The 14341-nt window shown below is 72.8% G+C and carries 12 protein-coding genes; 1 reads left to right on the top strand and 11 read right to left on the bottom strand.

Annotated elements, in window-relative coordinates; genetic code table 11:
- The 10 genes from ACFWA7_RS29095 to eccD all read right to left on the bottom strand — a co-directional run.
- Positions 1-915: WXG100 family type VII secretion target (locus ACFWA7_RS29095; RefSeq protein ID WP_385826013.1), on the bottom strand; the 915-nt coding region annotated here is incomplete at its 3' end.
- A gap of 100 nt (positions 916-1015) precedes the next feature.
- Positions 1016-1348: a hypothetical protein gene (locus ACFWA7_RS29090; RefSeq protein WP_385536647.1), complete on the bottom strand. Its 333-nt coding sequence runs from the start codon at positions 1346-1348 to the stop codon at positions 1016-1018.
- On the bottom strand, positions 1341-1808 hold the full coding sequence (locus ACFWA7_RS29085; RefSeq protein WP_385536644.1) for a YbaB/EbfC family nucleoid-associated protein: 468 nt from the start codon (positions 1806-1808) through the stop codon (positions 1341-1343). The genes ACFWA7_RS29090 and ACFWA7_RS29085 overlap by 8 nt, the downstream gene beginning before the upstream one ends.
- Positions 1808-2452 (bottom strand): type VII secretion system-associated protein, encoded by a 645-nt coding sequence (locus tag ACFWA7_RS29080; RefSeq protein ID WP_385536641.1) that lies wholly within the window; start codon positions 2450-2452, stop codon positions 1808-1810. Before ACFWA7_RS29080 ends, ACFWA7_RS29085 begins: the two co-directional genes overlap by 1 nt.
- Before the next feature lie 65 nt (positions 2453-2517).
- The gene (locus ACFWA7_RS29075; protein WP_385826011.1) at positions 2518-4560 is read right to left on the bottom strand and encodes a hypothetical protein; all 2043 of its coding nucleotides are present in this window, start codon (positions 4558-4560) and stop codon (positions 2518-2520) included.
- Positions 4561-4591: 31 nt separating this feature from the next.
- Positions 4592-5023, bottom strand: coding sequence for a hypothetical protein (locus ACFWA7_RS29070; RefSeq protein WP_385536636.1), 432 nt, complete (start codon positions 5021-5023; stop codon positions 4592-4594).
- 26 nt (positions 5024-5049) lie between these two features.
- Complete coding sequence (locus ACFWA7_RS29065) at positions 5050-5352, bottom strand: hypothetical protein (RefSeq protein WP_385536633.1); 303 nt, start codon at positions 5350-5352, stop codon at positions 5050-5052.
- Positions 5353-5433: 81 nt separating this feature from the next.
- Positions 5434-5763: a hypothetical protein gene (locus tag ACFWA7_RS29060; protein ID WP_385536631.1), complete on the bottom strand. Its 330-nt coding sequence runs from the start codon at positions 5761-5763 to the stop codon at positions 5434-5436.
- A 171-nt stretch (positions 5764-5934) separates the two neighbouring features.
- Positions 5935-7377, bottom strand: a complete 1443-nt coding sequence (eccB, locus tag ACFWA7_RS29055; protein WP_385826009.1) for a type VII secretion protein EccB — start codon at positions 7375-7377, stop codon at positions 5935-5937.
- A 36-nt stretch (positions 7378-7413) separates the two neighbouring features.
- Positions 7414-8817, bottom strand: a complete 1404-nt coding sequence (eccD, locus tag ACFWA7_RS29050) for a type VII secretion integral membrane protein EccD (protein WP_385826006.1) — start codon at positions 8815-8817, stop codon at positions 7414-7416.
- Positions 8818-9053: 236 nt separating this feature from the next.
- Between eccD and eccCa the strand changes: the two genes are divergently transcribed.
- Positions 9054-12980, top strand: a complete 3927-nt coding sequence (eccCa, locus tag ACFWA7_RS29045; protein WP_385536679.1) for a type VII secretion protein EccCa — start codon at positions 9054-9056, stop codon at positions 12978-12980.
- 137 nt (positions 12981-13117) lie between these two features.
- Here the strand turns inward: eccCa and ACFWA7_RS29040 are convergent, their stop codons facing one another.
- Positions 13118-14323 carry a S8 family serine peptidase gene (locus ACFWA7_RS29040; protein ID WP_385826004.1) on the bottom strand — a complete coding sequence of 402 codons (1206 nt, stop codon included), beginning with the start codon at positions 14321-14323 and terminating at the stop codon, positions 13118-13120.
- Positions 14324-14341 lie beyond the last annotated feature (18 nt).

Raw genomic sequence — 14341 nt, 5'->3', positions numbered from 1 at the left:
TCCCGCGCCGCCTGCGCCCTTGCCTCCCGCGCCGCCCGCGCCCTTGCCTCCCGCGCCGGCCGCGCCCTTGCCCGCGCCGCCCAGCCCCCGCCCGCCGCCCTTCGGCAGGTTCTTCAGACCGCCGTCCAGGATGTCGTCCAGGCCACGGCCCGCACCGCCGCCGAAACTCTTGAACAGCCGCTCGCCCAGATCCTCGGAGAGCTTCTTGCCCAGCCCCTTGCCGAACAGGTTGCCCAGCAGCTTGCCGAGCCCTTCGCCGAGCACCGAGAACGGGCCGCCCAGCAGACCGCCGATGGCACCGAACTTCACCGCGTCGAGCGTGAACTGCTTGTTCCACTCCGTACGGTTGCCCATGCCCATCTGCGTGAGCTGGAGGACCGCGTCGAGCAGCAGACCCCCGGCGATCCCGATGATCATCTGCAGGACGATCTGGGTGATCAGGAAGCGGGCCAGCAGGATCACCGCCACGCGGAACTCCGCCGCCACCAGCGCCAGCCACGCCTCAGAGAGGCCTCCGGTGACGGAGAGCAGGGCCTGGGCGAGGGCGATCTGAGCGATCAGCAGCACGAGTTGGCCGAAGATGGCCCACTTGGTGTACTCGACGTCGGCAGCGGTCTTGAAGGCGTTGTCGGCCAGGGCCTCGGCCTCCTTCCTGGCCTGGCCCAGCACACTGTTGTCGCCGCCGACGAACTGGTTGGCGTACTGCAGGAACCCGGTCGCGGTCTCGCCCTCGAAGTCCGCCTGCACCTGCCGGACCACTTCCCGCAGCAGCTCCTCCAGCTGGCCGAACTTCTGGGCGGCTTGCCGGTACTCACGGCTGACCTCGCGCAGCTCGTCCTCGTTCGCCTGCGGGAAGTCCACGCCGCTCAACGTCTTGAGGAACGTCGCCCAGCCGCCGGATATCTCAATCGCCATCGTGTACTGCCGTGGTCCGTCCGTGTGCTAACGCCAAGTGGGGGGGGTGTGCTCCATGAGCCGGTGCGAGGGGGCGGGCCGGTGGGGCCGGACCGCCGCGTCAGCCGTGCAGGCCCTTGGCGATCCGGTCGGCATCCGTCTCGGCGTCGTTCAGGCCGTCCGCCGCGCCCTTGCCGCTGGTCCCGAACCGCTCCAGGAGGTCGGAGAACGCGTCGAGCCCGGTGGAGAGTCCCTTGCCGTGCTCCTCGACGAACTTGTGGTACTCCTTCGCGTACGCGTCGTCCCGCCCGCCCGCGGTCTTGTTCTGTATGTTGATGTGCTCGATCAGGGTGTGGAGGTCGGCGGTGATGGTGGACATCTCGCCGAACTGGGCGAAGCGTTCGGCGAGGTTGTCGGGGATGGCCATCCGCCGGCCGCCGTGGTTCTCAGGCATCGAACGCCTCCTCGTCCCGCCGGCGCGCGGCCGACCGGTCGGCCGGCGCGGTGTCGCCCAGCAGACCGGCGGCCAGCCCGTCGGGGCGCATGGCCCGCAGCGGCGCCAGCAGGTCCTCGATGCCGCTGCCTCCGAACAGCCCCCGCGCGAGGTCGCCCTGTTCACCCACCAGCGGCCGTACGCTCTTGCCCACCTTGGCCGTCATGGCGTCCCGGGCCTCGTTGACAGTGGACTTGACGACGTCGGCGAGCTGGGCGGGGGGCATTGTGCGGTAGTCCTCGGTGTGGAACTTCAGATCGGTGAGGCGTCCTCGTGTGTCGACGGTGGCGCTCACCAGCCGGCCCCGGGAGGTGGCCGAGGCGGTGACGGTGGCGAGTTCGGCCTGCATCTCCTGCACCCGGCGGGTGTGCGCGGCCAAGTCGGCCATCGCCTCTTCGAGTTGCTGCTCCAACGATGCCATCAGGTGTCCTCTCTTCCTGTCGCGCGGGCGGTGAGGGCCGCGACGGCGTTCTCCAGGTCGGCCACCGACAGACGCGCCGGGGCGGGTCCGGCCGGGTTGACGCAGAGCTCGTAGCCGTCCGGCACCCACGCGAAGACCTCTTCGGCGGGCAGCAGCTGATGGGCGAGTGCGCCGGCGGCGTGCAGATGTGCGGCTTGGCTGAACACCGGGACGACGGGGGTGCCGTCGGGGGCGCAGGCGAGGACCGGGCCTCCGTGGGGCGCGGTGAGCACCGCCAGCCGTGCCTGGACGACGGCGACGGCGATGTCCTCGTGCGGACCGTAACCGGTGGCGGCGAGCTGGGCGGCGGCGTCGACCGGGTCCGTGGGCCGGGGCCAGCCCATCATGGCGGGCGAGGGCCGGTAGGCGGTGTTGTCCTGCCATTCGACGATCTCGCCCCGGCTGTCCGAGCGCCACTGGCCGAGGACGGCCCATACCGGCGGGGCCTCGTCCTCCTCCTCGTGACGTGCGCGCCATGCCGGGTCGAGCATGCCGAACCAGTGGTCGGGGGCGTGCCGGGCGGCTTCCCGCACGTCGTCGGGGGGCTCGGGCACAGCGGCCGCCGCATCGGCGGCTCCGCGCGGTTGCGCGGTGGTGGTGTTCATCGTTCCGTCTTCTCGTGGTTCGTGGTCGCGCTCGTGTCTCGGACCGCCCGGCGGCCGCGCCTCGCTCACCGCCCGATCACTCCGGGCGCGGAGTCCGGCTCGGTGCCCCAGACCTCTTCCTCCTCGGAGAGCCACACGTTGGGTGTCCGCCCCGCCCCGGCGCCGCCCGGCGCCCCGCCGCCGCCCCCGCCCATGCCTCCCATGGGCGGCATGTAGGGCATCCCGGAGCCGGAGGCCCCGCGGCCGAGGGCGCGGCTTTCGGCCGCGGCGACCTGTTTGGCCCGGTCCGCCAGCGCCGCCTCCGCGGCGCTCTCACCCAGTGCGGCGCGGACGCGGCTGCTCATGCCGCTGCTCATGACGGACTGGTTGACGGGGTTGCCGTTGCTGTCGAGCATTCTGCGCAGCCCCGCGCCGCCGGTCTTCGCCACACCCAACTCGCCGCTGGAGGCGGTGCTGACGGTCGCGCGGCGCGGCGGGCCCCAGAGCTCCTCGCCGGACTTGTTGGCGCTGCGGATGAGGCGCGAGTCAGTGTTGAGGGATTCCCGGATCCGGCGCAGTTCCGCGTTCGGGTCCCGCGCGCCGGCGCCGGCGCCGGTGGAGATGGCGGCCGGCGGCTGGATGCGGGAGCCCTTGGGAAGGATGAGGGGCTTTTTGCCCTTCCCCAGGACGGGTTTGCCGTTCGCTCCCGTGACGGCTCCGGTCCTGGGGTCGATGACGGCGCCCGGCGGAATGAGGATGGGCATGCCCTTCTCGTCCCTGAGCGGTTTGCCGTCCGGGCCGAGCACGGCCTGTCCGAACGAGCCGCCGGTGTTCTGGCCGTTGTTGCCCCCCTGGGAGCCGCCGCCCAGGAGATCCTTGGTCTTGGAGCTGGTTCCGCCCTTCGGGCCCGAGCTCAGGCTCTTCGGTACGGGGGGCGGTTTCACGGTCTGGTGCTGACCGCCACCTCCGCCCAGGCCGAGGTCTCCTCCGCCCGCCCCGCCGCCCTTCTCGCCGCCCTTCTCGCCGCCGCTGCCGCCGGATCCAGGCGGCGGCGGGCCCGCCCCGGGGCCGGGCCCCGGTCCCCCGGTGCCCGCCGTCAGGAACTTGTTCGCGTCGTCCTGGGTGAATCGGAAGGCGAAGTCGGGGTCGACCGTGTGCAGATGCCGGGCGGCTGCGACGTAGGAGTTGGCGATGTTCACCACCGGCACGTGGGCGGGCTGGTCGAGCCGCGTCTTGACGTCGTCCCACCAGCTGATCTTGGCGGCTCGCTCGAAGTTGAACCAGAAGCTCTCGTCCGCGGGCGACCCGGTCGCCTTGAACAGGTCCCGGAACTTCGCCGAAATCGAATCGAGGGTGTCGGTCCCCTCTATGGTGACGGGAGTGCTCGCGGGGGCGGGGAACTTGCTGAACAGGTGCCACATCGGCATGGCCCGCGGGTCTCCCCACCATCCGTCCCACACGCCCAGCAGATTCTTGAACTCCTTGGTGAGGGTGGTCCCGGTGTCACGCAGCGTCTTGGCGACCTGGCCGCCGTCGAGGTACTTCCCCGTCTCGGCGACGGCGCGCGCGGCGGACACCAAGGTGGCCTTCATGAGCCCCGCGGCCTCGCCCTGCAGGTCGCTGTCTCCCTCGCCGACGTCACCGGACCAGGTGACGAACTGCTGCTCCCACGTCGTCAGCCACTTCCCCATGGCGTCGAGGGTGTCGGCGGCCGCGTTCAACGACGTGGCGTTGATGACGTTGTTCCCGACGGGCTGCAGCGAACGGACGATGGTGTTGGACGTACCGGTGAAGTCGGCGAGGGCGCCCTTGTCGTTGCCGTAGTCGTTCCAGTTGTACTTCAACCCGACGACGAAGGTCATGGACCTGCCGAAGGTGAAGGACCATTCGTACCAGATGTCCACATCGAGGTCTTTGCGCTCGGCTGTGGTGTAGTACCCGCAGTAGTGCTTGGCGATCCACTGCGTCGCCGTGGCCCCCACGTCGGCCACGGCGAGGCGGTTGATCTTCCCCTTGACGTCGCCCGCGCTCTTGGGGTCGGCGAACGCGAGGATCATCTCGTCCCACACGGTCGACACGGTGCTGCCCCAGTCCTGCGGGGCGGGACCGGCGTGGGGGTCGGGGGTCACGGGGGGCACAGAGGTCCTTCGGGTCCGGGTGTCAGGGGGTGCTGGTGGCGGGCGGCTTGGGGCCGGCGGTACCACCACCGGGGCCCGAGAGCAGGTTGTGCAGGGTGCCGGCGAGGTCGGTCACGGAGATGGCATGGGCGTCCCGCTCCCCTTCGCCGAGCAGGAGGTCGACGTCGTCCATGGCCGACGCCAACTCGTTGACCTTCCCCTTGCCGTGTTCCAGCCGGGTGTGGAGCCCGGTCGCGAACGTCGTGAAGAGGGTGCCGAGGGTCTGCGCGGCGAGGAACTTCTCCGGCACGCCCAGCGCGAGGTGGGCCGAGGGCTTCTCCCCGCCGTAGTTGGCCAACTGCGGGTAGAAGGGGGAGGTGTTCAGGTCCGACTCGAACTGGGCCACCCAGTCGATGTACTTGCGCAGGGCGTCCTCGGTGAACTTATAAGTGCCACCGCCGTTCTCGGTGGGCATGGGCGGCGCTCCGATCCCGCGGCCGCTCAGGCGCCCTGGAGGGCGGCCAGGCGGCGCCGTCCGTTCAGGTCGCCCTCGATCTGCCGGTCGTGCATCCGCTGGAGCACCACACGGGCCTGCTGGTAGTCGCTGTTGAGGGTCAGCTTCATGGACTTCAGTTCGCTCTCGAAGCTGTCCCACTGCTGGCGCGCCGTACCCTGCAGCGTCTCGCGCAGGGCGTTGAAGTTCTGCTCCAGCCACTGCAGCGCGTCCACCATGTCGGCATGCGCGCGGTCCATCGCGCTCACCGCGTCGGTGACACCCTGGTGACGGATCTCTACGTTGGCCATGACGGTCTCCTGCTGCTGTGCGGAAGGGAACGGTGGGTGGGGACGGAAGTGCGGCGGGACGGGGCGGTGAACGCCTCCGTCTCACTGGCCGCCGAGGGCGTTCACCAGGTTGTTGACGTAGCCGCCGGCGTCGAGCTCCGCCTCGTCGATCGAGAAGTTGACCTGGTGGGTGCCGTGCCGGAAGTTCTCGGTGACCTGGGTGACCCGGGCGTGGATGCGCAGCCAGTCGTCGATGGCGGCGCAGTGGCTCGCGCCGGAGCCGGCCTGGTAGGCCGTGGCGACCTGAGCCTGGATGCCGCGGACCGTGCGGCCCGCGCTCTCGATCTCGTCCAGGTGCTGGGTGAGACCCGCGAGGGCACCCGACATCGCCTCGTCGTTCTTCGCCAAAATCCCGTCGGGGGTCTGGGACACAGGAACTCTCCTCCTCTGGAAATACGGGCGGACGGTCTCGGCGGCGCATTTGTGCCGCTCATTTCACTGACCATCCACCACGAGAGACGAACGATGTTTCCATATGGTTGCGGCGAAAGTTCAGAAGGAGATCAATAAAAGATCCAAGAAAGATTGACGCGTTCTCCATCTCTATTTCCCGCCGTTTTGCGCAGCGGCCTGCACCAGTCCCCGAGAACGCAGGGCGCCGGCGTCAAGGGCCGGTCCGGTGGGGAGCATGGACAGCAGCGCGGCGGGCAGCGCCACCGCGGACGCGGCCGGATATCCCAGCTGCTGGAGCGAGTCGGCGTCCGCGACGGGGTACTTGGCGCCCGACTCCGTCACCAGGTACAGCGCCCGGCCCGTGCCGCTGGATGACACCGCCCTGACCAGCGCGCCCGACCCGGCTCGCAGCGCCACCCGGTCCGCCGTACGGGCATCGGCGACCAGCCCCGGACCGGCCGCCGGGGGCGTCCCGGCCACCGCTGATGCCTGCGGCAGGACCACGGAGACCGACGGGCCGCCCGCCCCGGTCGCCGTCACCGCGCACACCGCCTCGCCCGCCGCGACCTCCATCACCCGGGGCACCTCATCAGGCAGCCCCGGGCCGGGGGACGACGCCGCCGTGCCCGGCGCGCGGTGGCGGGCCAGGTCGTCCGGCCAGACCCGGGCCTCCGTGACGGCGGCTCCGGCGTAGGCGGTGCGCTGGGTACGCGGATCGCCCTTGAGCAGCGCGTACTGCAGGGGCGTCAGCGGCGCCAGCCCGTCCGGGCGCAGCAGCAGGTGGTGCCCGGCGCCGTCGCCGAAGAGCTGGCCGACCCGGCTGGGCCGTCCGGCCAGCGAAGGCCCCTGCGTGCCGCGGCCCGCCACCTCCGGGGTGGCGAGGTCCGGGCCCGGGGGCAGCGCGTTCAGGAAGCCCTCGGGAACCGGGAAGGCCGGGGTGTCCCCGTACCCGAGGGCGGCGGGCGCCCCGTTGGCCGGGTCCAACCGCGACCGTGTGCCGTGCCACAGGAGATAGGTGTCGTGACGGGTGCCCCCACGGACCAGGACCGCCCGCCCGGCGGTGACGGGGCGGCCACCGGCGGACAGGCCCACGCCCAGCGTCAGCAGCGCCCCGTCCCCGCCCGGCTCGGCCCGGGTGGCGCAGGCCGACCAGGCGTCCCGGCTGAGCCGGGACGCGGCCGGCAGCGCGTCGGGGGCGCCGACGATACCGAGGGCGGGGCCGCGCGGAGCGGCGGCGATCGACGCGGAGGACAGTGACTTGACGCTGAGCCGGTCCCCGGCGAGCAGCCGGGCCGAGCTCTGGTTGAGCACGGGGTGCAGCCGGCCGTCCAAGGACAGGTAGCGGGCGCCCGACTGCTTGTCGAGCACCAGCGTGCCCTCTTTCTTCCAGCCGTCCGAGCCGCCCGGCACCACGAATCCGTACACCGTCACGGCCAGCGCGACGAGCACCCCGATGGCCAGGCCGACGCCCATCCCGCGCGAGGTGCGGCGGTGGGGCGGCTCGGGCGCGTCCGGGTCGTCGCGGTACATCCCGGCCGCCACCCGGCCCATCACGAACATGTGGGCCTGGACCTGGTCCCGCCTGGACTGCATGGAGAGTGCCTTTCTGCGATGTCGGGACGGCTGCGGTCAGCCGCCGAGCCCGCGCAGGTAGTGGAGGAGTCCGCTCGCCTCCAGGGCCAGCGGGATCAGGCAGATGGCGAGGAGCGTGTGCGTGAGGTCGACCGCCCGGCCCCAGTACGGCACGAGCCGGCGGCCCGGCACCGTCCAGCCCGCCACGGCGAGCACCGCGGCGAGGGCGACCAGCGCGCCCACCAGCAGCGGCCGCTGGGCCGGACTCATGCGCAGCGCGTACAGGACGGCCAGCAGCACCGCGCCGTACGCACCGGACACCACCACCGCCAGCCGCTGCCAGCCGCCGCCCAGCGAGCGGGCGTGGACCAGCAGCAGCAGACTCAGCGCCGCCGTCAGGCCCTGGGCCGACCCGGAGGTCTGGCGGCCCAGCGCGGTGAGACAGCCCGCCGACACCAGCGCCAGGGCCGCGCACAGAGCGGTCAGATACGCGTCGGCGACGGCGCCCCGCTCGGCCACCCGCTGTCCCGGCACCGGCTCGATGCCCTCCTGGAGTTCGTCGGCGTTGGTGGGCAGCAGCGGCAGGCGCAGCCCGGACAGCCGGAAGGCCAGCGAAGGCAGGAAGACCCCCGCCGCGACCACCGCGACCACCAGGGGCGCCGCCGCCTCGGCCAGCGCCCCCGCCACCTCGTGGGACGGGTCGGTCAGCAGCAGGACGGCGCCACCCGCCGCGGTCAGGACGGCCGCCACGGCGGCGCCCACGAACAGCGGGGCGCAGGCTCCGACGGCCGCCAGGGCCAGCACCGCGCAGCCCGCCCCGGCCGCACCGCCCGCCAGCAGCCGCGCCCCCGCCTCGGCGCTGTCGCCCGACCCGCTCGGCACCAGGGCGCCCGCCAGGGCGAGATAGGGCACGGCCGCGATACCCAGCGCTCCGCCCGCGCCCGCGTCACCCAGCGCCCGGGACGCGGAGGCGGCCCCGGCGAGCAGCAGGACGGCCACCGCCGCGCCGCACGCCGCACGCGTTCCGGGCGGTCCCGGCAGCACGACGGCGAACAGGCCGGCGGCCAGGGCGCACAGAGTCAGAGCGGTCATCAGCAGGCGCGACCAGCGCGGCCGCCAGGTGTCGGCGCGGCCGCGCAGACCGCTGGCGAGCCCTTCGACGAGGTCGTCGAAGTGGATGTCGGGCAGCGACTCGTCGCGGGGCCGCAGATGCAGGGTGTCGCCGTCGCGCAGGCCGAGGGCGGCGAGGGTGCGCTCCTCGTCCAGCGGGGCCTGGCCCAGCCGCTGCAGGACCCAGCCGCCCGCCTCCACCCCCCTCTCGTACAGGTCCGTTCCCGCCTGGTCGACGATCGCGGGCAGCAGGTCCGCCAGGGCGATATCGCACGGCACCGCGAGTTCCAGGGACTTTTCCGGCGCCATGACCGTAAGGCGGCACAGCGCAGCGGTGGAATTGTCACTCAAGCCTTGAGGGTCCCTTCCGAATGTGAGGTCGACGCGATCTCGTCGGTCACATTATCGTGAGACGGGAGCGGGGGACGCGGGGCAAGTCCGCGAGAAACGCGGAGCCCGGCCCCAAATCCCCCGACGAGCGCCCGGTGACCGGATTTCCGCACCGGCCGCCCCGGCATTTCCCAGGAAGGCGAACCCCTTTGAGCGTGGTCCTCATCAAGAGGCCTCCCCGGCGTCTCGGCCCCGAGATGCCCGATGGCGAACTGAGCCTGCAAGAGCCGCCGTCGCTGCCCGAGGCCCAGTCCGCGATGGGCAACATGGTCACGTACATGCCCATGGCGCTCAGCTCGCTCGGCATGGTGCTCATCTTCCTGCGGCCCGGTGAGGGCGGCGGGCCGCTGATGTACGTGGCGATCGGGCTGATGGCCGTCTCGGCCGTCGGCATGCTGGTCTCGCAGATCATCCGCAGCTCCGGGGACCGCAAGCGCCAACTGCGCGCGGAGCGGCGCGACTACTTGCGCTACCTCTCCATCAGCAGACGTCGCATCCGCAAACTCGTGGCGCAGCAGCGGGCCGCGCAGTCCTGGCTCCATCCCGAACCGGCAGCCCTGTGGAGCCTGGTGCGCACCGCGCGGCTGTGGGAACGGCATGCCGCCCACGACGACTTCGCCGAGGTCCGCATCGCGCTCGGCGAACAACGGCTGGGGGTGACGCTGACCCCGCTGAGCACCAAACCGGTCGAGGACCTGGAGCCGTTGTGCGCGCACGCCCTGCGCCGCTTCATCAAGGCCTACGCCACCATCCCCGACCAGCCGGTCGCCCTGTATCTGCGCGGTTACGCCCGCGTCCTGGTGCACGGGGACCCGTCCACCGCAGCGGCTCTGACGCGCTCCCTGATCGGCCAGCTCACCGTGTTGCACGCCCCGCAGGACCTGCGGATCGTGGTGGTGGCCGACGACGAGCGCAGGGCCGCCTGGGAGTGGGTCAAGTGGCTCCCGCACGCCCTGCACCCCAGCGAGACCGACGGCCTGGGGCCGGTGCGCCTGGTCACCGACTCACCCGCCGGTGTGGAGCGCCTGCTGGGCGCCGAGTTCACCGACCGGCCGCCGTTCGAGCCGGGTGCCCAGCCGCACGCCGACGAGCCGTACTACGTGGTGATCCTCGACACCCCTCACGCCCCGGCCGAACTGCGGCTGCTCGCCGAGGGCTACCGCAACTGCGCGGTCCTCGACGTGGCCGGGGCCCTGCCCTGGCGCCCCGGACGGCATGTCCTGCGGCTGCGGGCGGCCCCCGGGCGGCTGGAGATGGTCCGCACCGACCGCTCCGGCAAGGAGAACACCACCTTCCTGGGCCTGCCCGATCAGCTCGGACCCCGCCGGGCGCGCGCACTGGCACGGCTGCTCTCGCCGTACCGGATGGGCGTGACCGCCGACACCGGCGAGGCACTCACCACCGACGTCCAACTCACCAGCCTGCTGGGCATCTCCGATCTGCGCGGCATGGACGTGGCCGCCGTCCAGAACGCCCGGGGCGGCGAGGCCCGTCTGCGCGTCCCGCTCGGCGTGTCCGGCGACGGCGCCCCGATCGCACTCGACATCAAGGAGTCCGCCCAGGGCGGCATGGGCCCGCACGGCATGCTCATCGGCGCCACCGGCTCCGGCAAGTCCGAACTGCTGCGCACCCTGGTCCTGGCGCTCGCCCTCACCCACTCCTCGGAGACACTCAACTTCGTCCTGGTCGACTTCAAGGGCGGCGCCACCTTCCTCGGCCTGGACACCCTGCCCCACACCTCCGCCGTCATCACCAACCTGGCCGACGAGGCGGCCCTGGTGGAGCGGATGAAGGATGCCCTGCACGGCGAACTGATACGCCGCCAGGAACTGCTGCGGGCAGCGGGCAACCACACCTCCGCCCTGGAGTACGAGGCGGCCCGCGCGGCCGGCGCCGACCTCGATCCGCTGCCGACCCTGTTCGTCGTGGTCGACGAGTTCAGCGAACTCCTCGCCGCCCACAAGGACTTCATGGACCTGTTCGTGATGATCGGACGGCTGGGGCGCTCACTCGGCGTACATCTGCTGCTCGCCTCGCAGCGCCTCGACGAGGGCCGGATGCACCAGCTGGAGTCCCACCTGTCCTACCGGATCGCCCTGCGCACCTTCTCCGCGATGGAGAGCCGGGGCGTGCTCGGCGTCCCGGACGCCTACCAGCTGCCGCCCGTACCGGGCAGCGGCATCCTCAAGAGGGACACCGGCGCCCTGGTCCGCTTCAAGGCCGCCTACGTCTCCGGCGCCTACCGGGGTGCCCGGCGGGTGGCCCAGTCGGCCGTGGCCGACCAGGTCGTGCCCTACCGCACCGAGTGGTCCGCTCCGACGGCTCCGCCCGTCCCCGCCGCCGAACCGGAGAAGGAGTCCACCGACAGCCTGCTGGCAGTGGCCGTGCGGCGGCTGCGGGACGTGGGCCCGCCGGCGCACACGGTGTGGCTGCCGCCCCTGGACACACCGCCGACCCTGGACACCCTGCTGCCGGCGCTGCGCACCGATCCCGTACGCGGACTGGGCACCGACACCCTCACCGGGCGGCCGGTACTCACCGTGCCGCTGGGCATCGTGGACCACCCCTTCGAGCAGACCCGGGAGCCCCTGCTCGCCGACCTCTCGGGGGCCGGTGGCCATCTCGCCGTCGCCGGTGGCCCCCAGAGCGGCAAGTCCACCCTGCTGCGCAGCCTGATCCTGGCGCTCGCCCTCACCCACACGCCCCGCGAAGTCCAGTTCTACTGCCTGGACTTCGGCGGCGGCACCCTGAACTCGCTGCGCGACCTGCCGCATGTCGGCGGTGTCACCGGACGGCTCGACCTGGAGCGGGTGGAGCGCACCCTCGCCGAGGTCAACCATCTCGTCGCCCGCCGCGAGCGCCAGTTCCAGGAGCTCGGCATCGAGTCCATGGCGGACCTGCGGGCCCGCCGGGCGGCCGGTGAGCTGCCGGACGAACCGTACGGTGACGTCTTCCTCGTCGTCGACGGCTGGGGCACCGTGCGCCAGGACTTCATGGACATCATGCCGATGTTCACCACCTTGGCCTCCCGGGGCCTGAACTACGGAGTCCACCTCGTCATCGCCTCGACGCGCTGGGCGGAGATCGGCACGGCACTGCGCGACCAGCTGGGCACCCGCATCGAACTGCGGCTCGGCGACAGCATGGACTCGATGGTGAACATGCGCGCCGCCGCATCCGTGCCGGCGATCCCCGGCCGGGGCCTCACCGACACCCGCCACCACTTCCTCACCGCGCTGCCCCGCCTCGACGGCGAGGCGGACGCGACGACCCTCGGCGCGGGCGTGGCCGACGCGGTCGCGCGGATCCGCGAGGCCTGGCCGGGCGCCCCCGCCCCGCAGGTGCGCACCCTGCCCGCCGTCCTCCCCCGCACCGAACTCCCCGACGCGCGTGTGACCGAGGGCGATCTGCGGCTGCCGATCGGTCTGGAGGGCGAGCGGCTCGGCACGTTCGTCCACGACTTCGGGCAGACCCCCCACCTGCTGGTCGTGGGCGACGCCGAGACCGGCAAGAGCAACCTCCTGCGCGGGGTGTGCCGGGCGGTCGCCGAGCAGTACACACCGGAGGAGGCCCGGGTGCTGCTCGTGGACTACCGGCGCGGCCTGCTGGAGAGCGTGCCCGAGTCGCACCGGCTCGGCCACGCCGTCTCGGTCGACATCCTCAAACAGGCCGTGGAGGGGGTGGCACGGGCCATGCGCGACCGGCTGCCCGGCCAGGACATCACCGCCGCCCGGCTCAAGAAGCGCGACTGGTGGACCGGCCCGCAGCTGTTCCTGGTGGTCGACGACTACGACATGGTCGCCGGATCCGGACTGTCCAACCACTTCGGCCCGCTCCTCGACTACCTGGCGCAGGGCAGCGAGATCGGCCTGCACCTGGTGGTGGCCCGCAGCGCGAACGGGGCCGCGCGCGCCATGAACGACCCGCTGCTGCGCTCGCTCCTGGAGGTCAACACCCCGGCCGCCCTGCTGTCCTGCCCGCCCTCCGAGGGCTATCTGTTCGGCAACACCAAGCCACGCCAACTGCCGGTCGGCCGCGCCCAGTTGATCACCCGCCGGGGCATCACCCAGGTGCAGACCGCTCTCGACGAGGCAACCCAGGACCAGACCTCCGGACGCTGGTGACCGCACCGCCACCACACACCCGCCGGCAGGGGACCACACGGGCCCCTGCCGGCGGGCGTCTGCCGGGACAGGTACCGAGCGCGTGCGGACGGGACTGACCATTCGCAGTCCGTCCGCACGGTCGCCGACGAGCACTCTCAGCCCGCGCGGCCCGGACGCCAGCCGCGCCGCCGCGCCCGGGGCAGTACCACGGCGGCGCCCGCCACCAGCACGGTCACTGCGGCCGCCGACCCGGCGACGATCAGAGCCTGGCGCGGACCGTCGGCCGAGGCCCGGCGGGCCAGGGCGGGCGGGGCCGCCGCCCCGGACGCGTTCGCCACCTGCTCGCCGTCCACCGCCGCGGCGGCGATCGCCTGGACGGGGTCGAGGGCCGCACCGCCGGACGGCCCGTAGCCGGTGTCCGTCAGGCGCCGCCGCAGCTGATCTTCCGTCAGGTCCGGCCGGCGTGCCAGGACCAGGGCGGCCGTGCCCGCCACGAACGCGGTCGCCACCGCGTCACCGCTCCCGGTGAACTGGCCCGGCCCACCGGGCCCCGGCCCGGTCACCGCCACCCCGGGCGCGGTCAGCGCGCCCACGACGGCCCCCTTGCCCCCAGCCCGCGCGGGCGGCGCTCCGTCCGGCCCCACGGCGGACACCGCGAGCACACCGGGCAGGGCCGCCGGGTAGAACGGGCCCTGTCCCTGACCCGCCGGATCGGCCGGCGCCACGATCAGCACGCCCTTGTCCCGGGCTTCACGCACCGCGCTCTTCAGATCCTCGGAGGCCTCGGTGACCCCGAGCCCCACAGCGATGATCCGCACCCCGGCGCCGGAGGCCGACCGGATCGCCCTGGCCAGCGCCTGCGCACTCGTCGCGCCCTTGCGGTCGGTGGCCCGCACCGCGAGCACCCGGGCCCCTGGCGCGACTCCGGCCGCCCGCACGCCGTCCACCTGCCGGCCCACCACGACACCGGCCAAAAACGTACCGTGCCCCACGCAGTCGTCGCCGGCGCTGCCGCCCGCCACCACATCGGGCCCCGCGATGACTTGGCCTTCCAGCGCCGGCACCTTCGCGGGCGCCGCGCCGGTGTCCACCACGGCCACCGTGACCCCGGCGCCACGGCTGAGCCGCCAGGCACCCTCCAGATCCAATGCCGCCTGCGCCCAGGGGAGTTGGTCCGTCTTCTTGACGGAGGCGGGGGTGCATCCCTGGCCGTCTTCGAGCGTCGAGGGCACGGGCGGCAGGGAGACGTTGTCGCGGGCGGCCGCCTGGGTGGCCCCGGCGAGCGGAACGAGCAGGGCCGGCAGGAGAAGCGCGGCGGCCGCCGCCCGCCGGGGGTCACCGGCTCGCACAGAAGATCGCATGGCAGGAACCCAATCACA

The organism is Streptomyces sp. NPDC059994 (genome assembly GCF_042737755.1).
Lineage (GTDB): Bacteria > Actinomycetota > Actinomycetes > Streptomycetales > Streptomycetaceae > Streptomyces.
The sequence above is the reverse complement of the archived record's forward strand: the minus strand, read 5'-3'. Positions and strand labels throughout refer to the sequence as shown.